The sequence below is a fragment of the Nocardia brasiliensis genome (assembly GCF_011801125.1).
Classification (GTDB): Bacteria; Actinomycetota; Actinomycetes; order Mycobacteriales; family Mycobacteriaceae; genus Nocardia; species Nocardia brasiliensis_C.
The window spans coordinates 3,499,706-3,524,513 of the sequence record NZ_CP046171.1 but is presented as its reverse complement, the minus strand read 5'-3'; the positions used below and the strand labels follow the sequence as shown (position 1 = coordinate 3,524,513).

General features: G+C 68.5%; 21 protein-coding genes and 1 pseudogene. 11 read left to right on the top strand and 11 right to left on the bottom strand.

Annotation, left to right across the window (positions count from 1 at the left end; all coding sequences use genetic code 11):
* Both F5X71_RS16035 and F5X71_RS16030 read right to left on the bottom strand, forming a co-directional pair.
* Positions 1–426 (bottom strand): hypothetical protein, encoded by a 426-nt coding sequence (locus tag F5X71_RS16035; protein WP_167462688.1) that lies wholly within the window; start codon positions 424–426, stop codon positions 1–3.
* Positions 427–611: 185 nt separating this feature from the next.
* Positions 612–1,670: an endonuclease/exonuclease/phosphatase family protein gene (locus tag F5X71_RS16030; RefSeq protein WP_238815922.1), complete on the bottom strand. Its 1,059-nt coding sequence runs from the start codon at positions 1,668–1,670 to the stop codon at positions 612–614.
* A 177-nt stretch (positions 1,671–1,847) separates the two neighbouring features.
* Between F5X71_RS16030 and F5X71_RS16025 the strand changes: the two genes are divergently transcribed.
* Both F5X71_RS16025 and F5X71_RS16020 read left to right on the top strand, forming a co-directional pair.
* The gene (locus F5X71_RS16025) at positions 1,848–3,548 is read left to right on the top strand and encodes a bifunctional metallophosphatase/5'-nucleotidase (protein WP_238815921.1); all 1,701 of its coding nucleotides are present in this window, start codon (positions 1,848–1,850) and stop codon (positions 3,546–3,548) included.
* A 317-nt stretch (positions 3,549–3,865) separates the two neighbouring features.
* On the top strand, positions 3,866–5,899 hold the full coding sequence (locus F5X71_RS16020) for an SDR family oxidoreductase (RefSeq protein WP_167462687.1): 2,034 nt from the start codon (positions 3,866–3,868) through the stop codon (positions 5,897–5,899).
* Positions 5,900–6,356: 457 nt separating this feature from the next.
* Here F5X71_RS16020 and F5X71_RS16015 read toward each other — a convergent pair whose 3' ends face one another.
* Together F5X71_RS16015 and F5X71_RS16010 are read right to left on the bottom strand one after the other, a co-directional pair.
* Positions 6,357–7,013, bottom strand: coding sequence for a cutinase family protein (locus F5X71_RS16015; RefSeq protein WP_275106785.1), 657 nt, complete (start codon positions 7,011–7,013; stop codon positions 6,357–6,359).
* A 164-nt stretch (positions 7,014–7,177) separates the two neighbouring features.
* Positions 7,178–8,203, bottom strand: coding sequence for a zinc-binding alcohol dehydrogenase family protein (locus tag F5X71_RS16010; protein WP_194250773.1), 1,026 nt, complete (start codon positions 8,201–8,203; stop codon positions 7,178–7,180).
* A gap of 278 nt (positions 8,204–8,481) precedes the next feature.
* Here F5X71_RS16010 and F5X71_RS16005 point away from each other — a divergent pair, with 278 nt between their 5' ends.
* The 3 genes from F5X71_RS16005 (at position 8,482) to F5X71_RS15995 (ending at position 11,679) form a co-directional block, all read left to right on the top strand.
* Positions 8,482–9,120 carry a TetR/AcrR family transcriptional regulator gene (locus tag F5X71_RS16005; RefSeq protein ID WP_167462685.1) on the top strand — a complete coding sequence of 213 codons (639 nt, stop codon included), beginning with the start codon at positions 8,482–8,484 and terminating at the stop codon, positions 9,118–9,120.
* Complete coding sequence (locus F5X71_RS16000) at positions 9,117–10,805, top strand: FAD-binding dehydrogenase (RefSeq protein ID WP_167462684.1); 1,689 nt, start codon at positions 9,117–9,119, stop codon at positions 10,803–10,805. Before F5X71_RS16005 ends, F5X71_RS16000 begins: the two co-directional genes overlap by 4 nt.
* A 184-nt stretch (positions 10,806–10,989) precedes the next feature.
* Complete coding sequence (locus tag F5X71_RS15995) at positions 10,990–11,679, top strand: hypothetical protein (protein ID WP_167462683.1); 690 nt, start codon at positions 10,990–10,992, stop codon at positions 11,677–11,679.
* A 1-nt stretch (position 11,680) separates the two neighbouring features.
* Here F5X71_RS15995 and F5X71_RS15990 read toward each other — a convergent pair whose 3' ends face one another.
* The gene (locus F5X71_RS15990; protein WP_167462682.1) at positions 11,681–12,604 is read right to left on the bottom strand and encodes an expansin EXLX1 family cellulose-binding protein; all 924 of its coding nucleotides are present in this window, start codon (positions 12,602–12,604) and stop codon (positions 11,681–11,683) included.
* A 655-nt stretch (positions 12,605–13,259) separates the two neighbouring features.
* On the opposite strand from F5X71_RS15990, the gene hemC reads away from it, so the two are divergent.
* A complete protein-coding gene (gene hemC, locus F5X71_RS15985) occupies positions 13,260–14,189 on the top strand; it encodes a hydroxymethylbilane synthase (protein WP_167462681.1) in 930 nt (309 codons plus the stop codon).
* Positions 14,190–14,227: 38 nt separating this feature from the next.
* Here the strand turns inward: hemC and F5X71_RS15980 are convergent, their stop codons facing one another.
* Positions 14,228–15,064 carry an IclR family transcriptional regulator gene (locus F5X71_RS15980; RefSeq protein ID WP_167462680.1) on the bottom strand — a complete coding sequence of 279 codons (837 nt, stop codon included), beginning with the start codon at positions 15,062–15,064 and terminating at the stop codon, positions 14,228–14,230.
* A 153-nt stretch (positions 15,065–15,217) separates the two neighbouring features.
* Entirely contained in the window at positions 15,218–15,565 is a 348-nt protein-coding gene (locus tag F5X71_RS15975) for a three-helix bundle dimerization domain-containing protein (RefSeq protein WP_167462679.1), read from the bottom strand.
* Positions 15,566–15,654: 89 nt separating this feature from the next.
* On the opposite strand from F5X71_RS15975, the pseudogene F5X71_RS15970 reads away from it, so the two are divergent.
* Positions 15,655–16,172: pseudogene (locus F5X71_RS15970) on the top strand (nuclear transport factor 2 family protein).
* The gene (locus F5X71_RS15965; protein ID WP_167462678.1) at positions 16,154–19,267 is read left to right on the top strand and encodes an ATP-binding protein; all 3,114 of its coding nucleotides are present in this window, start codon (positions 16,154–16,156) and stop codon (positions 19,265–19,267) included. Before F5X71_RS15970 ends, F5X71_RS15965 begins: the two are co-directional and overlap by 19 nt.
* A 1-nt stretch (position 19,268) precedes the next feature.
* Here F5X71_RS15965 and F5X71_RS15960 read toward each other — a convergent pair whose 3' ends face one another.
* Complete coding sequence (locus F5X71_RS15960; protein WP_167462677.1) at positions 19,269–20,267, bottom strand: IS481 family transposase; 999 nt, start codon at positions 20,265–20,267, stop codon at positions 19,269–19,271.
* A gap of 185 nt (positions 20,268–20,452) precedes the next feature.
* Here F5X71_RS15960 and F5X71_RS15955 point away from each other — a divergent pair, with 185 nt between their 5' ends.
* Positions 20,453–21,088: an MBL fold metallo-hydrolase gene (locus F5X71_RS15955; protein WP_167462676.1), complete on the top strand. Its 636-nt coding sequence runs from the start codon at positions 20,453–20,455 to the stop codon at positions 21,086–21,088.
* Positions 21,089–21,100: 12 nt separating this feature from the next.
* On the opposite strand, the gene F5X71_RS15950 is transcribed toward F5X71_RS15955, so the two are convergent.
* Positions 21,101–21,355, bottom strand: coding sequence for a hypothetical protein (locus F5X71_RS15950; protein ID WP_167462675.1), 255 nt, complete (start codon positions 21,353–21,355; stop codon positions 21,101–21,103).
* Positions 21,352–22,020 (bottom strand): HNH endonuclease family protein, encoded by a 669-nt coding sequence (locus F5X71_RS15945; protein WP_238815919.1) that lies wholly within the window; start codon positions 22,018–22,020, stop codon positions 21,352–21,354. The genes F5X71_RS15950 and F5X71_RS15945 overlap by 4 nt, the downstream gene beginning before the upstream one ends.
* 172 nt (positions 22,021–22,192) lie before the next feature.
* Here F5X71_RS15945 and F5X71_RS15940 point away from each other — a divergent pair, with 172 nt between their 5' ends.
* Complete coding sequence (locus F5X71_RS15940) at positions 22,193–23,242, top strand: aminotransferase class V-fold PLP-dependent enzyme (protein WP_167462673.1); 1,050 nt, start codon at positions 22,193–22,195, stop codon at positions 23,240–23,242.
* A gap of 3 nt (positions 23,243–23,245) precedes the next feature.
* On the opposite strand, the gene F5X71_RS15935 is transcribed toward F5X71_RS15940, so the two are convergent.
* Complete coding sequence (locus tag F5X71_RS15935) at positions 23,246–24,097, bottom strand: amidohydrolase family protein (RefSeq protein WP_238815918.1); 852 nt, start codon at positions 24,095–24,097, stop codon at positions 23,246–23,248.
* Positions 24,098–24,138: 41 nt separating this feature from the next.
* Between F5X71_RS15935 and F5X71_RS15930 the strand changes: the two genes are divergently transcribed.
* On the top strand, positions 24,139–24,807 hold the full coding sequence (locus tag F5X71_RS15930; protein ID WP_167462672.1) for a FadR/GntR family transcriptional regulator: 669 nt from the start codon (positions 24,139–24,141) through the stop codon (positions 24,805–24,807).
* Position 24,808 lies beyond the last annotated feature (1 nt).

Below are 24,808 nucleotides of genomic sequence, written 5' to 3'. Positions count from 1 at the left end.
TCAGGCCAGACAGGTCGGCGCGGGCGGTTTCGGCGTGTTCCAATCGTTGACCGTGATCCATTGGAATACCGCGGACCGCCGCTTCATATAACGCAGCAGGCCTTCGTTGGTCTCACACAGCTCTTGCAGATTTCCGATCACGTAACTCTCCGTGATGACCGTCTGGAGTTTTTCGTTGAAGGCGGCCTCGCCCGCGCACATGGCGTTTCGCGTGTCTTTGTCAAATGCCGGATTCCCGTAGAGCAACCGCCGCGTTTCGGTGTGCACCGGTTTGTCGAAGTTCAACGGCGAGAGCTCCAGCCACTCACCGACTTCCTGATACCAGCGCTCGTCGTGGTCGGCACCGTCGCAGATGTGCTCGTCGGCTTCGATCGCCACACCGAACAGCACCGCGTCGGCGCGCGTCGCCGGGCCGAGCACCAGCAACGCGGCGCCGAGCGCACAGGTCACCATCGAGGTCGTGCGTGAGAATTTCAAAGACCCGAACCCTCCAAAATGGTCGTGAACATTCGACTGCCGCTCGGCTACGCAGTATTACATTCACCAACCGGTCGCTCGGGAAACTCCCGCACACCTCGGTGCGCCGCGCCGGAAACCGGCGCGGCGCAGTACTAAGTGAGTTGATAGGTGGCCAGGACCGCTTTGTGGTCGGTCACCCATTTGCGCGGCGTGGCGAGAAAATTGTCCTCGGTATTCTCGTCCTGCCGGGTATTGCGCACGATCGAACCGCGCGGGCCGACGATGCCCACCTCGCTGAGGCGCAGTGCGGCACCGGGTCCGGCGAAGATGTAGTCGATGCGGTCGCGTTCGTCGGACTCGGGCGCCCAGGTGAGCTGGTCGACCCGCGCGTCGGGATTGCTCGCGGGCCAGGTGAAGCCCGGGTGCGTCACCGGGTCCGGATAGCGGGAGCGGTAGGCGTCGACGAACCCGGCCTGCTGCAGCCGACGGGTGCTCTCCCAAGGCAGCACCACGCCGTTGTGGTCGAACAGGTTCGCCGCCGCCTGCGTCCAGTCCAGCGCCGACGGCTCGTTGAAGTCGCCGCCCATCAGCACCGAACTACCCGCCGCCGCTTCGGCTTTCGCATCCTCGATGAAGGCGCTGATCGCTTCGGGGCGGCCGGAGGCCAGGTTCACCCGCCGCACCGTCGCGGGATCGGTCACCGGGCCGCCCGGCAGCTTCTTCCAGCCGAATTCGGAGAACTCCCCCGGCACGGGCACGCCGGCGCCGTAACCGCGGGGCAGATACGTGGCATACCACCGATATTCGAGATGCGCGGCATAGGCGGTTACCCGCCTGCCGTCGACGTTCAACCGGGCCTTGACCATCCAGCCCTGATCCGCGCTCTGCTCGACCGGAAACGCCGAGAGCACGCCGGTGTCCTCGGACGTGACCGCCTCGAACTTGTGGCCCTTCTTCGCCAGCGCGGCCGCGATCTGCGCGGTCGCCTTGTTCGCCTCCGACAGCAGCACCACCGAGGCGCGGGTATCGATGATCAGATCGGTCACCAGGCCGATACCATCGGCGATCTTGCTCGCACCCATCCAGATATTGATGGCGAGTACCCGAATCTCCCCGGCCGCGGGCGCCGCGGCGGCCGACGGCATCGCCGTCGCGGCGGCGAGCGCGCCGCCTGCGGCACCGAACAGTTTCATCGCATCGCGTCGTGTCATCGAACTCGTCATGGTGACCATCACTCCGATCGTGTGCACTGCGGGACAAAAGCGTTTCACTTCATGGCTAGCCACCCGATCGGAATTTCCCGTGAACTCGACGAGAGCGCAGAGCGAACAGCGACGGCTCCGGTGTGCGCGGTGGCCTCGGCCGGGCAGCCGTGGGACAGTCAGAACATGAACGCGCGCCGTCGCTTTGCCGTGGTCGTTGCCGGGCTCCTGAGCACCGCGTTGGTCGCCGGGTGCGGCGCGGGGTCCGATCCGGGCACCGCACCCGCGTCGAGCGTGCCGGGGGTGGTGCCGCTGGTCTCGACCGATGACCTGCCCGCGGCCGGGCCCGACGAGGTGCATCTGTTCGGACTCAACGATCTGCACGGCAACCTGCAGCCGCCGGCCGGCTCGACCGGCAAGATCGCGGGCCACGACGCGGGCGGTGCCGCCTATCTGGCCACCCACCTCGCCCGCTTGCGGGCCGCGTATCCGGCCAGCGCGGTGGTCGCCGCCGGCGACGACATCGGCGCCAGCCCGCTGGTCTCCGGGCTCTTCCACGACGAGCCGACCATCACCTTCCTGAACAACATCGGGATGGCGGCCTCCTCGGTCGGCAACCACGAATTCGACGACGGCGTCCTCGAATTGGCGCGGATCCAGCAGGGCGGCTGCGCGCTGGACGACTGTTCGCCCGGCGCGCCGTTCACCGGCGCGAAGTTCGCGTACCTGGCGGCGAACGTGACCGACGCCGAGGGCAAGCTGCCGCCCGCGCTGCGGCCGTGGACCATGCTGGAGGTGGGCGGGCACAAGATCGGCGTGATCGGCACGGTCACTCCCGACACCACCAATCTGGTGCTGCCCGCAGGCATCCGGGGCTATCGATTCGACGACGAGGCCGCGACGATCAACCGCTACGTGCCGGAACTGACAGCCGCGGGCGCCGAGACCATCGTGGCCCTGATGCACGACGGCGGCATCCAGCAGACGCCAAAGGACGTCCCGGTCGACTACAACGGTTGCGCCGACATCAGCCCGAACGTCACCGCCCTCGCCACGGCCATCGATCCGGCAGTCAAGGCACTGTTCACCGGGCACAGCCACCAGCCGTACGTGTGCACGATCGCGGGCAAGGTGGTCACCCAGGCCGCCTCCTACGGCAGACTCGTCACCGATCTCACGTTGCGTTTCGCCGCGGACGGCGTGCAGGCGTCCGCGGTGAACCGGGTGGTGACCCGCGAGGTGACCCCGGACGGTCCGACCACCGCGCTCGTCGACTTCTACGCCGAACAGGCGCGGCCGCGCACCGCGCGGGTGGTCGGCTCGGCCGGTGCCGTGTTGTCGCACGACCCTGGCCCCTCGGGCACCGCGCCGCTCGGCGACGTGATCGCCGATTCGATGCTCGCGGCCACCGCGGGACCGGCAGGCGCGGTCGCGGCGTTCATGAACCCGGGCGGCGTGCGGGCCGACATCAAGGCGGGTCCGGTCACCTATGGCGACCTCTTCACGGTCCAGCCGTTCGGTAACCAGGTCGTCACGCTCACCCTCACCGGGCAGCAGGTACTGCGCCTGCTCGAACAGCAGTGGACCAACGCCAGCAAGCCCGCCGTGCTCTCTCCCGCGGGCATCACCTACGCCTACCGCGATGCCGCACCGCAGGGCGCGAAGGTCGTGCCGGACAGCGTACGGATCGCCGGCCAGCCACTCAATCCCGTTGCCACATACCGGATCACGACCAATAGCTTCCTGGCCACCGGCGGCGACGGCTTCGCGGTCTTCACCGAGGGCACCGACAGCGTCCCCGGACCGACCGATCTGGCCGCCTTCGAGGACTACTTCCGGGACAACCCCGCGGTGCGGCCGCCCGCCACGCGCGTCGACAAGCGATAGCCAGTCGGATGCCAGACCTGAACTGGTCAAATGACCAGTGAAGGTATAACTGGAAATTGTTGTAACACTTACCCTTTGACCTGCGCAGACAGGTGACCAGTCCCACAGCCGCAGACCGACCGGAACGCTTGCCGGGGTCGCGCGGAATCCATTACTGTTTCCTATAAGTCAGGACGAAGGGGTTCCTACTTTCGGCCCGACCGCTGTTACCGCGTCAGGGGGCACATCGCGGGCCGGACCAGTATCTCCGCATTCACCGTTGCATGCCGGATTACTTTGTGCGACAAGATGGTTCGAGTGAACAGCAGGAGAGGACGATGGCTACCTACATCGTGACGGGCGGTACCGGATTCTTGGGACGACGAGTCGTTCAAGAGCTGCTGGACCACGATCCCGACGCCGTTGTCCATGTGCTGGTGCGCGCGGAGTCGCTGCAGAAGTTTGCTGACCTGGCCACCGCGTGGCAGGGCGGCGAGCGGGTGTTCTCCCTGGTCGGCGATCTCACCGCGGCGGGGCTCGGCCTCACCCGCGAGGCGCCGGCCGCCGACCACGTGGTCCACCTCGGCGCCGTGTACGACATGACCGCCGACGAGGAGACCGCGCACGCCGCCAACGTCGCGGGCACCCGCTCGGTGATCGCCCTGGCGCGCGAGACAGGCGCTGTGCTGCACCATGTTTCGTCCGTCGCGGTGGCGGGCGACCACAAGGGCAAGTTCTTCGAGGAGGACTTCGACCTCGGCCAGCAGCTCACCTCGCCCTACCACCGGACCAAGTTCGCCGCCGAGCGGCTCGTGCGCGAGGCGCGGGGCGTGCGCTGGCGGGTGTACCGGCCCGCGATCGTGGTCGGCGATTCGCGCACCGGCGAGATGGACAAGATCGACGGTCCCTACTACTTCTTCTCCGCCATCGCCAAGCTCGCGGCGCTGCCGTCGGATCTGCCGATGCCGCTGCCCGACCTCGGCGCGACCAACATCGTCCCGGTCGACTATGTCGCCGCCGCCATGGCCACGCTGATCCGTCGCCCCGGCCTCGACGGTCGCACCTTCCACCTGGTCAACCCCGAACCGCAGCCGTTCAGCGCGGTGTACGGCGCCCTCGCCGCGGCGGCGGGCGCGCCCACCGGCATCGGCGTGCTGCCCGGCAGCGCCGTCGCGCTGACCGGATTGGCCCAGCTGCCCGGCGTCTCCTCGGTGCGCGATTTCCTGTTGGAACAGTTGGGCATTCCCGCGGCCGTCGCACCGCACACCTCCTTCACCGCGGAGTTCATCTCCGACTCCACCCGGGCCCAGCTACGCGGTTCCGGGCTGAGCGTGCCGCCCTTCGAGAGCTACGCCGAGCGGCTCTGGAGCTACTGGCGCAGCCACCTCGACACCCGGCACGACCGCGCCGCGGTCACCGACGATCCACTCGACGGCAGGATCGTGCTGATCACCGGCGCGTCCTCGGGTATCGGGCTGGCCACCGCGCACGCCGTCGCCCGGCGCGGCGCGACCGTCCTCATGGTCGCCCGCGGCAAGGACGATCTGGCCGACGCCGCCGACTCGGTGCGCGCGGAAGGCGGTGTGGCCTATGACTATCCGTGCGACATCACCGACGCGGACGCCGTCGAGGCACTGGTTGCCGCCGTGCTCACCGAACACGGCCACGTCGACTATCTGGTGAACAACGCCGGTCGCTCGATCCGTCGCTCGGTGCTCAATTCCACCGATCGGATGCACGATTTCGAGCGGACGATGGCGGTGAACTACTTCGGCGCGGTCCGGCTGATCCTGGCCCTGCTGCCGTCGATGCGGGCGCGCCACTTCGGCCATGTCGTCAACATCTCCTCGATCGCCGTGCAGACCAAGGTGCCCCGCTTCGCCGCCTACGTCGCGAGCAAGTCGGCGCTGGACAACTTCAGCGAGATCGCCGCGGTCGAGAACCGCGACGCGGGCATCACTTTCACCTCGGTGCGGATGCCGCTGGTGCGCACGCCGATGATCGCCCCGACCGATCTCTACCGTTCGCTGCCGGTCCCCGACCCGGACCAGGCCGCCGCCATCGTGGTGCGTGCGCTGGAGGATCGGCCGCACCGCATCGACACCCCGGTCGGCACGTTCGCCCAGGCGGTCGATCTGCTGATGCCCTCACTCAAGCGGACCATCCTGCATCAGGGCTACCGCATGTTCGGGGAATCGCATGCGGCACAGGGCAAGCAGGCGGTTACGCCGCAGCAGCCCACACCGGTCGAGGAGTCGGACCGGCCGGGACGCAGCCCACTGACCGTGCTGGCGCCGGTGCTCATGCCCCTGATGGCACTGCCCGGTCCGGCCGCGCGCGTGGCGCGGGTGGTGCCCGGATTGCAGTGGTAGTCACCGGGATATCAATTCCGGGAGACCGGCGTTCGCAAATTTCCGGCGATCGGTTCAGACACGTGCCTGACGGTTCGGCACTATATCGGGATACCGACAGTGGATTCGGGCGATGTGGTGCCGGACCGTGCGCAACTCGGTATGGAGTTCCGTAAGCCGCTGTGTGTGAGAATTCCGTTCGGCGGCAGTGATCGCGCGGGTGAGTGCGCGGGCGTGGGTAGCAAGCAAGTCGAGAAATACCCGAGCTTGTGCGATGTCGGGATCATCGGACATTCGCTGTTCCTATCACGCCCGATCGCCGCCGCACCGCCGGATCTCCCCGCGTTCCACGCGATTTCGCCGCACCGTGTCCGAACCGAAAAGGACCACCGGTGTTTCAGAGAATGTGCGGGACGGCATGAAATGCCGAAAGCGGTGGGGCCGTTCGGCCCCACCGCGGATTTCCCCGGCGGGAAACTCAGACGCGCGCCGCCGCGAACTCGGCGGCAGGCCACATGGCCCAGCCGTAGTTGCCGTGCTGCGCCGGGTCGAGACCACCGCCGCAGACCGGATCGCCACCCGTGCAGTAGTTTCCGGTGCGCCAGGCGTAATGGCCAGGCACGTTCCAGCCGATCAGCCGGACCGGATCGCCGAACAGCAGCACCGCGGCCACCCGCGATTCGAGCTCACCTGGCAGCACCGCCATGCCGCCGAGCACCGTCACCACGCCGGTGCCGAGCACCCCGTGCGTGACGATCGCGCCCTGCGAATAGCCGACCAGGATGAACCGCTGGTCCGGGCACGCCGCCGCCTGCCACAGCAGATGACCGGTCATGTCATGGGTGCCGCGACTCACCGAAGCCGGATCCAGCAGGTCCGCAGGATAATTCACGCGGTACGCGGTGGAGCTCACCGGTAGCGCCTGCTGCAACGTGCTGTAGAGCGGGTCGCCGACCGCGGCTCCGAGGTAGCCGGGTTCCTGTGTTCCCCGTGCGACTACCACGTCGATCGCGGCGCAGGGTGACGCCCACGCGGGCGATCCTGTCGTCGCTCCGAAACCCGCGGCAAGCAGTAGCACGATGAAAACTCGCACCACCCGCCACTTTTCGAAATGAATTACCTTCCGGTTTGCCATCGTGATCACCCACTCACGCCGTTGTGAGAAGCCGAGTGACACTTGTCAGCGACAAGTGCCACTCGGCTATATCTGCGAAGGTAAGAACGGCTGAGTAGGTCGTCAAGGAAGTCGACCCGAACGATGCGGACTCAACGCCGAATCGTGTCCTGGCAAATCTTTTTCTACGGAACGAGAACCGCTGCGCCCGTGAAGCGTCCGTGAGCGAGATCTGCCAGGGCCTGATCTGCCCTGTCGAGGGAGTACCCCCGCGTGGTCACTTCTATGCGGTGTTCGCCTGCGAGCGCGAGAAATTCACGCGCGTCGGTCCGGGTGTTCGCGGTCACCGAGCGAATTTCCCGCTCCTGGAACAGATGCCGCTGATAATTCAACTCCGGGATGTCGCTCAGGTGAATACCGGCGATCGCCAGGATGCCGCCGCGGTCGAGCGCCGCCAGCGCGGGCGGCACCAGCGTGCCGACCGGCGCGAACAAGATCGCCGAATCGAGTTGCACCGGCGGCGGATCCGCCGCCCCCTGCGCGGACGCGGCGCCCAGCGCCAACGCCAACTCCTGCGCGGCGGGGTCGCGGGTCATCACGTGCACCTCGGCCCCACGCGCCAGCGCGACCTGCGCGGCGATGTGCGCGCTGCCGCCGAAGCCGTACAGGCCGAGGTGACCACCGGGCGGCAGCTGCGCGCGCTGCAGGCAGCGGTAGCCGATGATGCCGGCGCAGAGCAGCGGCGCGGTCTCCTCGTCCGCGTAGTTCTCCGGCAGACGAAGCGCGTAATCGGCTGGCACCGTGGCATATTCGGCATAGCCGCCGTCGGCGTCCCAGCCCGTGTAACGCGAACGCGGACAAAGGTTCTCGAGCCCGCGCAGGCAGTACTTGCACGCACCGCAGGTATGCCGCAGCCACGCGATACCGACCCGATCACCCACGGCGAAGCCAGCGCCGGGCCGCGCGTCGGCACGCGCGCCGACCGCCGAGCCGATCGCGACCACCTCCCCCACCACCTCGTGTCCGGGGACCACCCCGACCCGATGCACGGGCAGGTCGCCCTCGGCGACATGCAGATCGGTCCGGCACACCCCGCATGCCAGCACCCGCACGAGCAGTTCGTCGGGAGCGGGCTCGGGCACGGGTTCGCGCACTCGCTCCAACGGGCCGGTATCGATCGGCCCGGGACGGCGCACTCGCCATCCGGTCATCGTTGCCGAACGCGCCACCTCGTTCATGCTGAACTCTCCTGGTCCTGTCTCATAAGTCCGACCGGAGGCGCCGGATGGGACTTATGAGACAGGACCAAGTCCCCCAGGACTCCGGGTCGAGCCGGATCGGGCATTCGAGCTGCGTTCGACCCTACTCGAGCGATTCCGCTCTGTCTCCGCACCGGTTCTGATACATTTCTGTATTGAATACATTCTTGTATCCGAGCGATCGACCGTCCCGCCCTCCCGCGCGGCCGATCCCGCCAGAGGAGGTGCCAATGGCGTCGTCCACCCCACCGGGAACCGCGACGAACCGGGTCACCCGCCGCCGCGCCGAAACTCGCGAACGACTGCTGACCGCCGCGTACGAGGCCTTCAGCGAGGAGGGTTTCGGCAAGGCCACCGTGGAACGGGTGTGTGAACGCGCGGGCTTCACCCGTGGCGCGTTCTACTCCAATTTCGTCTCGCTCGACGAACTGTTCCTGGCCATGTGGGAACAGCGCTCGGCCGCCATGCTCGCCGATATCAAGCGCGTCCTCGACGACCTGCTGATCGGCGACGACGATCTGTACACCGCGCTCGAACGCATGGAACGCGCGGTGCCCATCGATGCGGGCTGGTACCGGATCACCGCGGAGTTCACCGCGCACGCGCTGCGCAACCCCGAGCTGCGCCGGGTGATGGCCGCCCGCGAGGAGGCGATCAGCGCCGCGCTGATGCCCGCCGTCGTCGCCGGGCTGGCCCGGATCGGCCGCGCGGTGCCCGATCCCGCGGCGCTCGGCCAGGCCCTCGTCGCCGTGCACGACGGCACCAGCGTGCAGGTCTTGATGGAACCGCGCAGCCGCGAGGTGCGCAGGCGCCGCACCGAACTCATCTACCACGTCGTGCTGGCCTACAGCACTGAAACCGAAGGATGACGATGACCGACAGCACCCGATTCGCACAGCAGGCCGACGTGATCGTCGTCGGCGCCGGACTCGCCGGGTTGGTCGCCACGCACGAGCTGGTCAAGGCGGGCCGCAAGGTGCTCGTGCTCGATCAGGAGAACCGCAACAATCTGGGCGGACAGGCGTTCTGGTCGCTCGGCGGGCTGTTCATGGTGGACACTCCCGAGCAGCGCAGGCTCGGCATCAAGGATTCCTACGAACTGGCGCTGCAGGATTGGCTCGGCTCGGCCGGCTTCGATCGCGACGACGAGGACCTGTGGGCCAGGCAGTGGGCGCGGGCCTACGTGCGCTTCGCCGCCACCGAGAAGCGGGACTATCTGCACGAACTCGGCCTGCGGATCACGCCGGTGATCGGCTGGGCCGAGCGGGGCGGCGGGTTCGCCGACGGGCACGGCAATTCGGTGCCGCGCTTCCACCTCACCTGGGGCACCGGGCCTGAGGTGGTGCGAGTGTTCGCCGAACCGGTGCTCGACGGCGAACGACGCGGCTTGGTCGACTTCGGTTTCCGGCACCGGGTCGACGAGTTGATCGTCGAGGACGGCGCGGTCGTCGGTGTCCGCGGCGGCGTGCTGGAGCCGACCGATCTCGCCCGCGGTCAGGCCTCCTCGCGAAATGTGGTGGACCAGTTCGAGTTCCGCGCCAAGGCCGTGATCGTCACCTCGGGTGGCATCGGGCACAACCATGAGCTGATCCGGCGCAACTGGCCGGTCGAGCGGCTCGGCGCGTGCCCGGAGACGATGATCTCCGGCGTGCCCGCGCACGTGGACGGTCGGATGCTCGGCATCACCGAGGCGGCGGGCGGCGCCATCGTGAACCGGGATCGCATGTGGCACTACACCGAAGGCATCGTGAACTGGGATCCGGTCTGGCCCGACCACGCCATCCGCATCATCCCCGGCCCGTCCTCGATGTGGTTCGACGCGAACGGAAGGCGTTTGCCCGCACCGTGTTTCCCTGGCTATGACACCAACGCGACCATGAAAGAGATCCTGTCCACCGGATACGACTACTCCTGGTTCGTGCTGACCCAGTCGATCATCGAGAAAGAGTTCGCGCTGTCGGGGTCGGAGCAGAATCCCGACATCACCGGTAAGGACCTCAAACTCACGGTCAAGAGCCGTCTCGCCAAGGGCGCGCCGGGTCCGGTCGAGGCGTTCAAACAGCACGGCGTCGACTTCGTGGTCGCGGACAACCTGCGCGAGCTGGTGGCGGGCATGAACAAGATCGCCCGCGGCCCACAGCTCGATCTGGACACGCTGGAGCGGCAGATCGTCGCCAGGGACCGCGAGGTGACCAACAAGTATTCCAAGGACAGCCAGCTGATGGCGATCACCAACGCGCGGCAGTACTTCGGCGACAAGGCGGGGCGGGTCGCCAAGCCGCACCGGATCCTCGACCCCGCCGCGGGCCCGCTCATCGCGGTGCGGTTGAATATTCTGACACGAAAAACGCTGGGCGGCTTGCAAACCAATCTCGACTCCCAGGTGATCCGGCAGGACGGCAGCGCTTTTCCCGGTCTCTACGCCGCGGGCGAGGTGGCCGGTTTCGGCGGCGGTGGTGTGCACGGTTACAACGCGCTGGAGGGCACGTTCCTCGGCGGCTGCATCTTCTCCGGGCGAGCCGCGGGCTTGGCATTGGCCGCGAAACTGCGCTGATCGGCACATAATCGGCAGATCATTCCGCAGGTCACGATGGTTGTCGGGGCCGCGGCGCGCCCGTAGGCTCGGGCAGCCTTCGGCAGCGGTTCCCGGCGCAGGGCCTCGTCGGCGAAGGACAGCTCGACAGAACGAGGCCAGCAGAATGTGGAAGAAGTGCGATCGGAGCCGGCGGCGGGGGCCGTTGCTCGGTACAACGATCCGTCGCGCAGAGCGACGGCTCCAGCGCGAGCCGGACGACGACGAGCCGCACCGGCGGCAGTGGCTCGCGGCGGTGCACGCCTTCGCCGACGCCTATCGGGCGGCCGAGCTGAACGGCACACCGGTGCTGGAGCTTTCCCATTCCGGCTGGCGGCCGGGCGCGCGGATCGCGCCGGGCACCACCACGGGCAGGCTGCTCGCCTACCACGATTCGGGCGACGAGGCCGACTTCGTCTTCCGCGACGGAAAGCTCGTGCTCTTCAGCATCACCACCGCGGGCGGACATCGAGAGGACTTCACCGCGCGCCCGTTCGCCATCCGGTGGGTGATGCTCGAGGGGCTGTGCGGCGCGGTGGCCCCCGGGGTAACCCGGGTGGAGATCCGCGACCACGCGGGCGCGCCGGTCCCGGTCGAGCTGGTCGCCCGTACCTTCGCTGCCACCATCGATCTCGAACTGCCGTACCTGCGCAGGATGAACCGGCTCCGCGCGGCGGGCGCACGATCCGACGAGGTGCTCGACGTGCTGTTCCGCAGCGACCGGCGCGGCGAGGAGTACGCGGCGACGCGGCACCTGACGATTCGCGTCCACGGGGCCGGAGACGCCCTGCTCTACACCGGGCCCGTGCTCGTCGACGGCCGATTCCGCCAGTTACGCAAACCTCTTCGCGCGTGAGCTACGGCTTGCAGCCGACCGGTGCCGCGCTCGACGAGGGCGCGCGCGAGGCGGCCGCGGATGTGGTCGGCGCGCTGATCGGCGGCGCACTCGCCTCGGGCGCGGCCACCGGTGGCGCCTCGCGGTAGAGGCGCGCCCCGGTGGGCCGCAGCCCGGGTTCCACCGTGATGCCCGCGATCTCGACACGGTTGCCATGGATGTCGGTCAGGCGCGCGGCGAACGGACCCGGCCCAGCCCGCGAGATCGACCAGTAGTTGTCCATGCCCCGGGTCAGTTGCTGCCACGCTCCGCCGGTCGCGGGCCGAATAGCGACCTCGTGCAAGGGATTTCCGGTCCCGGCGAACAGAATCGAGAACCAGGTCGCTGTGGCGTCCGGCTTCACCTCGTAGGTGAGTTCGGTGACCGGCTCCGGGTTGCGGACCAGCGTGTAACCGACCTTGGCGACACCGTCGGACAGATCGGCGATCCGGCTGAACGCGGCGGTACTCAGATCCAGTTGTCCCGGAGCACATCCCGGGCAGCGGTCGACGATCTGTACCCGCACCGAGCCCCGCGGCCCCGCCACATCGAGGTAGCCGCCGCACCGCTCGGCGGTGCCGTACTCGGCCGTCGACATGCCGACGTAGAGGCCGTCCAACGGTAGATCCGGATACGAGCACGAGACCCGCCTGCCGAACGAATAGAACCGCGCCTCGCCCGAGACGACGGATAGCGATTGCGCCGGCGGCAGGGTGGACGGCCAAACACTGTTGGCGGTCAACGGATTCGACGGCGCCGCCGACTGTGCCAGCGCGTCGGGCACGTCGCAGTGCACCGGCTCCGGTCTGGTCACCCAGACGGCGATTCCCGCGATGGCCGCCAAACCGGCAGCGGACCACAGCCACCCCGAACGCACATGGCGCTGGTTGATCGGTATCCGGTGCATCGCTCCCGACTCCGGCTCACCTGCTCATGGACTCTCCATCCTGACGCCCATAGGAAAGCAGTCGTTTGAGCCCCACATGCCGGGAACGAAAAATCTACACAGTGAAAGGCCCACACTTCAGCAAGCGTGGGGCAAATCCCCAGCATCCTCCTGGACACTCCGGCGGCCCACCGGAAATCGTCCGGCGCCGGGGCGCCGCCGGTCGGCTTCGTAATGCCGCGCACCCCAGCGGAATACGGCGGAGCCGGCGTGCGGCGAAGCCGTCCATCAGCGACAACACCCGCGTCGGCGCCGCAGCCGATGCTCAGCGACCTGCTGTCGCGGAAGGCCCGCGAGGTCCAGGGCTCGCTCATCCCATGCCACCGTGCACCTGCGGACACCAGTCCGCGACCCGACCAGAGAGCCTGCCGCCTCGAGCTTTGCGATGTTTGCCTCCTGGTGACGTCCCGCCCGTCGTAATAGGCGCGGCCGGTAGCACCGGACTATGGCCCGGAACCGCTGGTGTTCGTGGCTGTACCTGCCCTTATCGTCGGCGCGCCGCTGCCGCGCGGTCAGGGATCGACCGCATCGCGAGATCCCGCACGCGACGTGGCCCGGATCACCCCGGGCCGGGCTCCTCGATCACCGGAATTCGGGCGGGGGTAAGGTGCCGAACATGTCGCGTACGCGCATTATTCGGATCGCTACCCGATCCAGCCCCATGGCGATGGCTCAGGCCGAGCACGTCGCCGAATTGCTCGGCCAACTCGGCGTGCAGAGCGAGCTGGTCAAGGTCACCACGGCGGGTGACCGCTGGATGGGTGATCTGTCCAAGCTCGGCGGCAAGGGCGCCTTCGTCAAGGAGCTCGACCACGCGCTGCTCGTGGACGACGCCGACCTCGCGGTGCACTGCCTCAAGGACATCCCGGGCGACGTTCCGGTGCCCGAGGGGCTGCACTTCGCCGGTTACCTGGCCCGCGACGATGTGCACGACGCGGTGATCACCCGCGACGGCGCCCCGCTGGCCGAACAGCCCGCCGGGACCGTGGTCGGTACCAGCTCGGTGCGCCGGACCGCGCAGTTGCTGCTGCACTACCCGCACCTGACGGTCAAACCGTTGCGCGGCAATGTCAATACCCGGCTGGCCCGCCTCGAAGAGGGACATATCGATGTGCTGATCGCGGCGGTCTCCGGCCTGCACCGGGTCAACCAGCAGCACCGGATCACCGAGACGCTCGACCTCGAGACCATGTGCCCGCCGATCGGCGCGGGCATCATCGCGCTCGAATGCCGCAGCGACGACAGCCAATTGCGCGAGTTCGGCGCTCAGCTCGACCACGCCGAGACGCACCGCCATGCCGACGCCGAACGCGCGATGCTGCACGCCCTGCAGGGCCACTGCAACTCCCCCATCGCCGGCTACGCCACCACCGACCGCGCCGGCCGGTTGACCTTGCACGGCAAGGTCTTCAGCGCCGACGGCGCGCAGTGGCTCGACTCCAAGCACTGGGGCGTCCCCGAGGATCCCCAGGCACTGGGCTTCTTCGTGGGCGCGGACCTGCTCCGCCAAGGCGCCCGCGCCATCATCGACGCCATCCCGCACTGACCGGCCACCCGCACCGACGCCGGTGCGGGGTTTCGCGTTCAGCGCCAGCGGGCGTGGCGCGGGAACAGGGAACGACCCGCCTCGTGCGCCACCTCGATGAGGACGCGGGCAAGGCGGGTGGTGTCGAGGGCTTTTCGCGTGCCATCGAGGTGCGCCGAAAGCGAGAGGGCGGCTACCGCCGCGCCGCGGCCGCGGATCGGCACGCCGACGCAGGCGATGCCGGGGACCGATTCCTCGTTGTCCACCGCGACACCCTGCCGCTGCCTGATCTTGCCGAGCTCGCGATGCAGATCTGTTCTGTCACAGATGGTTCGGGGCGTCAGCTGGGGTAGTCGATCGCGGAACGAGGTCTCCACGATGCTCGGTTCCAGCGAGGCGAGCAATGCCTTGCCCAGCGCCGTGCTGTGCGCGGGCATCCGGCCGCCGAGCCGGGTCGGCACGTTCGCCGCGAACCGGCCGCCCGCCTTGTCCAGGTAGAGCACCTCGCGGCCGTCGAGCACACCCAGGTGCCCGACCATGCCGGTGCGTTGACAGAGGTCGTGCAGCAGGGGGCTGACCACGTCACGAATCTCGTTGTGGTCGGCGGCGAGTCCGCCGAGTTCCAGCGTGCGCATGCCGAGCCGGTAACCGCCCGGCGCGTGCGCGAGCCAGCGCAGCCGGATCATCTGGTCCAGGATGCGATGCACGGTCGAGCGCGGCAGTCCGGTCCGCTCGGCGAGCCCGAGCAGGGTCAGGGTCGGCGTCGAGCCGTCGAAAGCGTCCAATATCAGCGTCATTCGCTCGATCATGGACACCGGGGGCCGGGCGGCGGGCGCCGGTCCCGATCCCGTCCACAGTGCTCCGGACTCGGGATGGGTCACCGCCTCGACCGTCATAGCTCACCTCCACCACGTGCTCGCCTAGAGCTTAGAAGTACATCTATTAGGCAGGTGCGTTTCCGGCACACCGCTTTGTGTCGCCCATCACATTGCCTCGAGCGACGCGTCGGACGGAATCCCGGAAACTACGGAGACGACTACGGATCTTTCTCAGTAGCCGGAATAGGTGTTTGACACCCGTGCGCGGTGGCCGCGCTGACCGATCAACGCGTACAACCACTCTCGGGTATAACGCTCGGCGAGCAGCGGCAGGAAATTGCCGATCGTCGCGTGGTCGGCGACATGATCGTAGGCGCTGCGCAAAAATCGCTCGATGGCCTCAGCGGCGACGAGGCCATCGAATTCGTCTTCCAACCGGAGTGCGGCGGCGTGCAGGGCGACGGCTTGGTCGAGGGCGAGTTCGGCGGGACGAACCGAGGTAACCGGGCTGTTCACGGCGGACTCCTCCAGCAGTGGTGCGGCATTCGACGCATCGAGCAACTCCGCGAGTGCACGCATGCCTCCACCCACCGAGTACCCAGCGAGGCGCGTCGGACACCATTCGCCCGCAATTGTCCGCCGATACCTACCCGTGCCAGGCTGATGCCATGGATCTCGACGCCAGCGAAGCCGTCCGGCAGCTCGAGTACCGCTACTTCCGCACCCTCGACCTCGAGCGGTGGGACGAGTTCGCCGACACCCTCGCCGTCGACGTGGCCGGGCGCTACGGCACGCACGCGCTCGACGAGCCGATCACGCTGGACGGGCGCGACGCCGTCACCGAGTTCATGCGCGAGCATCTCGGGCCCACCGTCGTCACGGTCCATATCGCGAACCACCCCGAGATCACCGTCGACGGGGAAACCGCCGTCGGCTCTTGGGCTTTCGAGGACACCATACTGGAGACCAATACGGGTTGCGGATTCGCGGCGCGAGCTACTACACCGACACCTATCGGCTCGACGACGACGGGAAATGGCGCATCGCCTCGACCGGCTATCAGCGCATCTACGAATCCGTACGCTCGCTCACCGATACCCCGAGTTTCCAGTTGCTGACGAACATGTGGCGCAACCGACATCGCAATAGCATCGAAGGGAGGCGGGCGTGCCCGCAGCGCGGCTGATCGGCCGGGACAAGCACGCGGCGCTGCTGCGGGAAGAATTGCGGCGCACCACATCGAGCCACGGCGGGTTGGTGCTGGTGACCGGAGAGGCGGGCATCGGCAAGACGGCCTTGCTCACCGAGGTCGTCGGCGACCTGTGCGCGCAGGATGCGCTAGTGCTGACCGCGACGGCCTGGTGCGGCGAGGGGACCCCCGGATTCTGGCCGTGGGTGCAGGTGGTGCGCGGCCTGCGCCGTGCCGCGACTCCGGAGCAATGGGCCGCGGTCGATGCCGCCGCCGGTAATGCGCTGTCCTACTTGATCGGCGAGGCCGAACTGCCGAAAGTCGCGCAGGGCGTACTGTTCCGGATCGCCGACGCGGTGACCGAGGCACTCGTCGCCGCCTGCGCGCTGCGCCCGGTGATCGTGGTGATCGACGACCTGCACCGCGCCGATCCCGAATCGCTGACCGTGCTGGCGTTCGTCGCGCGACACTCCTGGTTCGAGCGGCTCACCATCGTCGCGGCCGTTCGGGACAATGACATCGCCGCGGCGGATCACCCGTTGCGCGCGGCGTTCGCCGAGTTGAGCACCGCCGCCAGGGTCATCGAGCTGACCGGCCTCGCGCTCGACCAGGTCGCCGAATTCGTGCGCACGACAACGGGGGCCAGCCCGCCTGCCGCGATCGCGGAGACGGTGCACAAGCTCTCCGGCGGCAACCCCTTCCTCGTCGAACAGGTGGCACGCCTGTGGCAAACCGGCAGCACGCTGGACACGCTCACCCCCGGCGTACGCGAAACGCTCGACGCGCGCCTGACGCCGCTGCCCGCCGCCGCGCTCGACGTGCTGACCACCGCGGCGCTGCTCGGCCGTGAGTTCGCCGCGCCGGTGGCGGCCGCCGGTGCCGGACGCGAGCTCGGCCAGGTGCTCGACCTCGCCGAGCTCGCGGTCCGCGCGCGGTTGTTGACCGCGCCGGGCGCGCAACGGTATGCGTTCGTGCACGACCTGGTGCGCGAGACGCTGATTTCGCGCCTCGACGGGGCCGAGGCGAGGCGGCGGCACGCGGCCGTGCTCGGCGCGCTCGAGCGGCTGCCGCGGGAGGTGTCCGGCGCGACCCGCGGCGAGCTGGCACATCACGCGTACCTCGCGGCGGACGCGGTCGACCCGGGGCGCACCCTGCGCTACCTACTGGAGGCCGCCGCCGATGCCTGCGGCAGGCTCGCGGCGGGCGAGGTTGCCGTCCACTATCACCGAGCCCTCACCCTGCTCCCCGAGGACCAGGCCGAACTGCGCGGCACCGTCGGACTGAATCTGGCGGCGGCACAGAGCGGTTCCGGTGAGCTGGCCGCGGCCCGGCGCACCTACGAGGCGTTGCTGACCACGGCCGGGACCCGCGGCGCCGCCGGGTTGTTCGCCGAGGCCGCCCTTGGACTGCACGAACTCGGGATGCCCGACCCGGAGCATCAGGCCGAACGCGAGATCGCCTTGATGGACCAGGCATACCGCATGCTGCTCGCCGAGCGCTGTCCGGCCGATCCCCTGGCCGTCCGGGTCCGGGCCGCGGCGACCAGGGTGCGGGTGCACACGGGACGGGCCAGGCACGGCGCGGTCGATCATGCCAGCGCCGAAACCGTCCGCGCGGCACGCGAATCCGGTGACGAGTCCGCGCTCGCGGCGGCGCTGCTCGCGCGTCACGACGCGATCTGGCGCCCAGGCACCGCCGCCGAACGTCTGTCACTGGCAGGAGAACTCGCCGATATCGGCCGCCGCGAGCACGGCGACGAACTCGAATTACAGGGCACACTCCTGCGTTTCACCGCGCTGCTCGAACTCGGCGATCCGGCGGCGCATACCGAGTTGGCCGCCTTCGGCGCGCACGCGGACCGGGCGCGGCTGCTCCGCTTCCGGTTCGTCGCGCTCTCGCGCACCGGCGCGCTCGCCACGCTCACCGGTCGATTCGCGGCCGCGCGCGAGGCCATCGACGACGCGTACGCGCTCGGCGAGCGGCTCGGCGAGGTCGACCTGAGCCCGCTGTGGCTCGAACAGCGGTGGGCGCTGGCGCTGCTCGCGGGCGACCTGGCCGAGGCGGAGTCGTTCGTCCAGCGGTATCGCGACGCCGAGTTCGCCTACACCGCCGTCCCGGAGCTCATCACCGCCGCGCGCCGTGGCGATCTGGACCGGGTGCGCGGCCGGGTCGGCGATATCCAGGCGATGTACGACAGGCATCCACGACACTTCCACCCGTCCATCCTGATCGCCCAGGCCTGCGCCGCCCTCGCGCTCGACGATCCGGAACTGCGGGAAACGGTGCGCGCCAGGCTGGTTCCGTTGGCCGACTGGTGGGCCGTGGTGGCGGGTGGCGGCGCGGTCTACGGTCCGTACGCCTACTGGCTGGGCAGGCTCGCCGCCGCGGCGGGCGAGCACGATGCCGCGGTCGACTACCTCGACGCCGCGGCGAAGGCCGCGCATCGTCTGCGCGCACGGCCGTGGGTGGACGCGGCGCGACACCGGCTGCGCCTGCTCGCGCACCGCGAGCACCGCACCCCGCAGGCCCCGATCACGCCCCCGGACAACGAGTTCCGTCTCGACGGCGACGTGTGGACGCTGCGCTACGCCGAACGGACGGTGCACCTGCCCGACGCCAAGGGACTGCGCGACCTGCATGTCCTGCTCGGCCATCGCGACAGCGACATTCCCAGTCTGGAGTTGTTCGGCACCACCGACCCCAGCGGTGCCGTGCGGGCCGCCAAGGCGTTCGGGGCCGACCCGGTGCTCGACGACGCGGCGAAGGCCGCCTACCACCGGCGGCTGACCACCCTCGACGACGAGATCGACCGCGCCGCCGGCCTCGGCCGCGACGACCGCGCCGCCGAACTGGACCGGGAGCGCGCGGCACTGCTGGACGAACTGCGCCGCACCGCGGGCCTCGCTGGACGCACCCGCCACCTCGGCGACGACGCCGAGCGGGCCCGCAAAACCGTCTCCGCCCGGGTGCGCGACACCCTGCGCCGGATCGACCGGGTACACCCCGAGCTGGCCGAGCACCTGCGCGCGACCGTCTCGCTCGGCATCCTGTGCCGATACCAGCCGCAGCGCGAGATCGTCTGGCGGCTGTGATCTAGCTGTATGAGGCCATGACGTTGGTGACGCCGGTTCGGAGGCGGCTCGCTGGTGGCCGGTTTCCAGCGGCCGAGTGTGGTCGATGATAGTTGTAGTGGATGTTCCAGATCTGCAGCGCCTGCTGGCGCTGCAGATCTGAAGTCCACTCGCGGGCGTAGAGGAATTCCTCGGCCAGGATCCGGTTGTAACGCTCGACCTTGCCGTTGTGCCGCGGTGTGTAGGGCGTGATCCGCTGATGGCGGGCACCGAGGAGCACCTTCGCGAAGTCGCGGGCTTTGTAGCAGGCACCGTTGTCGGTGACGATCCGTTCGATGCTGGTGATGCCGTGAGCGGCGAAAAATGCCCGGGCCCGGAACACGAAACCGATTGCCGTGACTGCTTTCTCGTCCGGCAAGGCTTCTGTGTAGGCCAGCCTCGAGTAGCCGTCGACAGCGGTGTGAAGGAACACGTAACCGGGCCTGCAACGTTTGTTCGCCGCGCGGGCGGCTTTGTCCTGGGCCGATCCTCGACCGTGGATGCGCCAGCCGCCGCCGTCGGGGATCTTTCCGACCTTCTTGATATCGATGTGGACCATATGGCCTGGTCGGCGGGCGATGATCCGGCGCGGGGCCCGGTTCGGTTCACCGTTGGGGTCCAGAAACCGGCGTCGGTTCAGCCCGAGCCGGACCAGGTGCCGGCCCACGGTCCGCACCGAGATCCGGGTGCCTTCGGCTGCCAGTTCAAGTGAGATCCGGCGAGCGGACCATTTCCTGGTCCGGCGCAACAGTTCGATCCGGGCCACCACCTGCACTGGCGTGGCCGATGGTGACAGATGCGGGGCGCTGGACCGGTCGAGGAGCCCGAGCTCGCCGTGCTGACGAAATCTGTTGACCCACTTCGACGCACATCGGCGGGAGATGCCCATCTCGGCGGCGACATGGGCGATCGGGCGGGTCCGGCAGCGGTCCACGAGCCGGTGGCGGCCCTCGACAGTCAACGGGGCATTACGGTGAGACACGGCGGTTCTTTCGGTCGCGTGGCGGATGTGTGAGTTGGCGCTTCACATCCTGCCGCCGGAAGAACCGCCCCCTTTCAGCCCACCCCACGCCCCGCGTCACCAACGTCACGACCCACAACATCTAGCGCCGCGAGATCGGATCTCGCGCCTTCCAGGTGACAGACCACCGACGGAAGGAACCGACGATGCATCAGATCACCGCGAACCTGTGGGAGACCGAAACCCTGAGCCCCTTCCCCGGGCTGAACACCCACGCGTACCTCTGGACCACGCCGGAGGGCAACGTGCTCTTCTACAACACCACGCTCACCAAGGAATTCGACGCGATCGCCGGGCTCGGCGGCGTCGCACACCACTACCTCAGCCACCGCGACGAGATCGCCCCGTCCCTCGCCGACGTGCGCGAACGTTTCGACGCGCGGCTGCACATCCACAAGGCGGACGCGGGCGAGGTCACCGTCGTCCCCGTCGACGACCCCTTCGACACCCGCCACGTCGCGCTCGCCGGGCTCGAGGTGATCCCGACGCCCGGCCACACCCCGGGCAGCGCCTGCTATCTCGCGACGATCGACGGCAAACAGCACCTCTTCACCGGCGACACCCTGGTACCTGGGGAGAACGGTGTGTGGTGGGCCGGCTACCTCGAGGGCCACAGCGACCGTGCCGCTCTACTCGCCACCCTGGACCTGCTCGCGGAGTTCACCCCGAACGTGGTCGTCTCCAGCGCTTTCATGGGCGAGAAGGGCGTCGTCGCGCTGGATCGTCCGTGGGCAGAGTGCGTCGCGGAGGCCAAGCGCACCCTGCTCGACGCGCAGGCCTGAGCGGCGCGGCGGCTACTGCTCGGGTCCGAGGTACTTGGCCACCAGTTTCGTGTGATAGACCGGCAACTCGGTGGGCGAGCCGAGGCGTTCGGCAGCCGCGCTGATGGTGTACCACTCGTCGGCGCCCGCGTAGCGGGTCTGCGCCGACGCCTGCCCGGAATCGGTGACGGTGGAGCGAATCTCCACCTCACCGGTGATGACGCCGACCTCGTCGGTCATGATTCCGCCGGGGGCGGCGGTCAGGGTGGTCGTCAATTCGTTGCTCATGAAGCACATCCGTTCAGGAGTTGTTGCAGAGCGTTCTTTTCCGCCTGCTGAGCAGACAGCTGCCAGACCGACTTCGAAGCGATCCATATTTTGGCATAGGTGCAGCGATAACCGGTGTTCGGTGGTATCCACTGCGACGGATCCTGATCGCCTTTGGATCGATTGGACGAGGCCGATACCGCGATCAACTGGGGATGGTTCAGATCATTGGCGAAGTCCTGGCGCCGCTGGGTGGTCCACGCCGCGGCGCCCGACCGCCAGGCCTCGGCCAGCGGCACCACATGGTCGATATCCACCCCGCCGGGATCGGTCACCGTCACATCGTCGTAGGCCGAGTGCCAGGATCCGGCGGTCGGATAGCAGTCAGCACCGACCTTGACGCCGGTACCGTCGCGCAGCAAAACCGTTTCCCTGGTTGAACATTGACCCGAGACGGTGATCCAGTGCGGGAACTTCTCCCGCGAGTATCCGGTCATCGGCCCGTCGGCCGCGACGGTGATCCCGTCGAGCATCGACTGCGCCGCGGCCTTCGTCGGGATATTCGGCGGCGTCGCCGACGCCACACCCCCGGCCGGCACCGCCGCGATAATTCCCACGGCGACAAGGGAAATGCCGACCAGGTATCGATTCGATCTTTTCATGGTTCGCATATCGCCAACAATCACCGGAAATCATTTATCGCGGCCAAGGACAGGCCGGGGCGTGCGCCGAATTCACCCATCTTTCACACAGGTTTCGCGGGTGCACCCGTCCAGGAAACGGCCAATTGCCCGCGACAGGTCCAGTTTCGGGACGCTGGCGCTGGACGCGACCGCGCCGAAGGCGCAGGCTACGGGTATGTCCTCGCTTGCGCCCGAAGAGTTTTCGCCCGAAGTCACCTATCTGAACACCGCTTCGTACGGGTTGCCGTCGGAACGCGCGCTCTCCGCGGTGCGGGACGCGACCGCGCGCTGGGCGGCCGGCCGGGGCGGACCGATGACGCAGGACCACCTGGTTCCCGAACTACGCGCCGCCTACGCCCGGCTGCTCACCGGCGCGACCGCCGACGACATCGCACTGAGCAACGGCGCGGGTCCGCTGATCGGCCCGGTCGCGACCGCGCTGCCGCCCGGGTCCGAGGTGCTCGTCGCCGACGGCGAATTCTCCTCTATCACCATGCCTTTCCTGTATCGCGGTGATCTGTCGGTGCGGGTGGTGCCGCTGGAGCGGCTGGCCGAGGAGGTGCGCGCGCAAACGGCGCTGGTCGCGGTGAGCGTGGTGCAGTCCGCCGACGGCCGCACCACGGACCTGGCCACGCTGCGCGCGGCGACCAACGCCTACGGCGCCCGCCTGCTGGTGGATGCCACGCAGGCCGCAGGCTGGTTGCCGCTGTCCTTCGCCGACGCGGACTACTGGGTGTGCGCGACGTTCAAGTGGCTGATCGGCTCGCGGTCGGTGGCCTTCTTCGCCGCCGCTCCGGCGGCGATCGAGTCGGTGCGACCGATCGGGCCGAGCTGGTACGCCGCAGAGGACCGCTGGGCCGAGCTGTACAACCCTGTCGCCCTGCCGAAGACCGCCCGCCGCTTCGACTCCACCCCGGACATGCTCGGCGTCATCGCGGCCACCGCGGGCATCGCACTGATCGAGGAACTCACCGTCGAGCGGATCGGCGCGCACGACATGGCACTGGCCGACCGTTTCCGCGCCGGACTCACGGAGCTGGGTCTCGACTATGTCGCCAAGCAGTCCCCGATCGTCACGGTGCCCGGCGCGGACGGCGCGCAGGCGCGCCTGGAAGCCGCCGACGTGATCACCTCGGCGCGCAACGGCGGGCTACGGTTCTCGTTCCACGTGCACAACAGTGCCGAGGACGTCGACCGCGCGCTGCGCGTGCTCGCGGCCGAATAGCTTTCACGCCTTCGGCAATTGATACGTGCGCCAGGCCACTTCGGTCAATATCTGCGCGCGGTCGGCCGGGTCGAGCTCGGCCAAGGTCGCCAGGGTGGTCTGCCACACGGTCCGGAAGGAGGCGGCCGTCAACGTGAACGGCCAGTCTCCGCCCACCATCAGCCGTCCCGGCCCGAACACCGCGAGCGCGTGCTCGACATAGGGTTGCCAACGCGCGGCGCTGATTTCGACACCCGATACCGTCGCGAGCCCGGAGATCTTGGCGACCACATTCGGTGCGGCCGCCGCCTCGGCGAGTAGATCGGCCCACGGCTGCCAGCCGCCGGTGGCGATCGGCGGTTTGCCGAGATGGTCGAGCACTATGGTCAGTTCCGGATGTGCCCGCGCGATCACCGGGACCTGGGCCAGTAGATCCGGACGCTCGGCGACCGCGTCGAAGGCCAGGCCCGCCTCGGCGAGCAACGCCAAACCTTCCGAAACAGCCGGGCGCAGTAGCCATTGCGGGTCCGGGTCGCGGTGGATCATGTGGCGCGCGCCGACGAACTCCGGATGCGCGCGCAGCCTGGGCAATTCGGCGGCGACCAGGTCGGGCCGGTGCAGCGGCAGCCAGCCGACCACGGCCGCCGGATACGGTGTCGCGGCCGCGGCGGCCAGCAGCGCATCGTTCTCGGCGAGTGAGTCGGCGGCCTGTACCAGCACCAGTGCGCCGATGTCGTGTTCGGCGAACTCCGGCGACACGTCCGGTAGCGCGTAATTGCGATACAAAACATCGGATGTTTCTGTCAACCAGTCGTACTCAACACCGAATTGTCCCCCGTCTATGCGCCAAACATGCACGTGGGCGTCTACAGTCATCGGAGGCATACGTTCACATCCTCGAGGTCGAAGGAAACAGGGTGTCGGTCACCGACGATGCGATAGCGAAGATCAAGGCGATGATCATCTCGGGCGATCTCGAGCCCGGCTCCCGGCTGCCGCGGGAGGCCGACCTCGCCGCCCAGCTCGGGGTCTCGCGCAACTCGTTGCGCGAAGCCGTCCGCGCGCTCTCGCTGGTGCGCATTCTGGACGTGCGCCAGGGCGACGGCACGTATGTGTCCAGCCTGGAACCGAAGTCGCTGCTGGACGCGATGAGCTTCCTGCTCGAGTTCCATCAGGACGACTCCGTCCTCGACATCCTCGGCGTGCGGCGCATTCTCGAACCCGCCGCCACCGCCCTTGCCGCGCAGTCGATGTCGCAGGAACAGGTCGAACATCTGCGCACCCTGGTTGTGCCCGAGCACGCCTCGGTCACCGAGCTGGTCGCGCTGGATCTCGAGTTCCACGCCGCGATCGCCGCCGCGTCCGGCAACAAAGTGCTTGCCTCCCTGCTGGAATCGCTGTCCATGCCGACCATGCGCGCCCGGATCTGGCGCGGTGTCACCGAGGAGGGCGCGTTCGACCGAACCGTCGCCGAGCACCGCGGCATCTGCGACGCGATCGCCGCCCGCGACCCCGAACTCGCACACGCCCGCGCGCTCGCCCACGTGGCGGGTGTGATGGAGTGGCTGCGCCGGGCGGCCCCCTGAC

Bases quoted from the DNA above. Each gene is read 5' to 3' on its own strand.
- F5X71_RS15955 (WP_167462676.1), top strand. From the start codon at position 20,453: ATGCATCAGATCACCGCGAACCTGTGGGAGACCGAAACCCTGAGCCCC.
- F5X71_RS16010 (WP_194250773.1), bottom strand. From the start codon at position 8,203: ATGACCGGATGGCGAGTGCGCCGTCCCGGGCCGATCGATACCGGCCCG.
- F5X71_RS15940 (WP_167462673.1), top strand. From the start codon at position 22,193: ATGTCCTCGCTTGCGCCCGAAGAGTTTTCGCCCGAAGTCACCTATCTG.
- F5X71_RS16020 (WP_167462687.1), top strand. From the start codon at position 3,866: ATGGCTACCTACATCGTGACGGGCGGTACCGGATTCTTGGGACGACGA.
- F5X71_RS15975 (WP_167462679.1), bottom strand. From the start codon at position 15,565: ATGCGTGCACTCGCGGAGTTGCTCGATGCGTCGAATGCCGCACCACTG.
- F5X71_RS15935 (WP_238815918.1), bottom strand. From the start codon at position 24,097: ATGACTGTAGACGCCCACGTGCATGTTTGGCGCATAGACGGGGGACAA.
- F5X71_RS15950 (WP_167462675.1), bottom strand. From the start codon at position 21,355: ATGAGCAACGAATTGACGACCACCCTGACCGCCGCCCCCGGCGGAATC.
- F5X71_RS16000 (WP_167462684.1), top strand. From the start codon at position 9,117: ATGACGATGACCGACAGCACCCGATTCGCACAGCAGGCCGACGTGATC.
- hemC (WP_167462681.1), top strand. From the start codon at position 13,260: ATGTCGCGTACGCGCATTATTCGGATCGCTACCCGATCCAGCCCCATG.
- F5X71_RS16005 (WP_167462685.1), top strand. From the start codon at position 8,482: ATGGCGTCGTCCACCCCACCGGGAACCGCGACGAACCGGGTCACCCGC.
- F5X71_RS16030 (WP_238815922.1), bottom strand. From the start codon at position 1,670: ATGACACGACGCGATGCGATGAAACTGTTCGGTGCCGCAGGCGGCGCG.
- F5X71_RS15990 (WP_167462682.1), bottom strand. From the start codon at position 12,604: ATGCACCGGATACCGATCAACCAGCGCCATGTGCGTTCGGGGTGGCTG.
- F5X71_RS15980 (WP_167462680.1), bottom strand. From the start codon at position 15,064: ATGACGGTCGAGGCGGTGACCCATCCCGAGTCCGGAGCACTGTGGACG.
- F5X71_RS16015 (WP_275106785.1), bottom strand. From the start codon at position 7,013: ATGGCAAACCGGAAGGTAATTCATTTCGAAAAGTGGCGGGTGGTGCGA.
- F5X71_RS16025 (WP_238815921.1), top strand. From the start codon at position 1,848: ATGAACGCGCGCCGTCGCTTTGCCGTGGTCGTTGCCGGGCTCCTGAGC.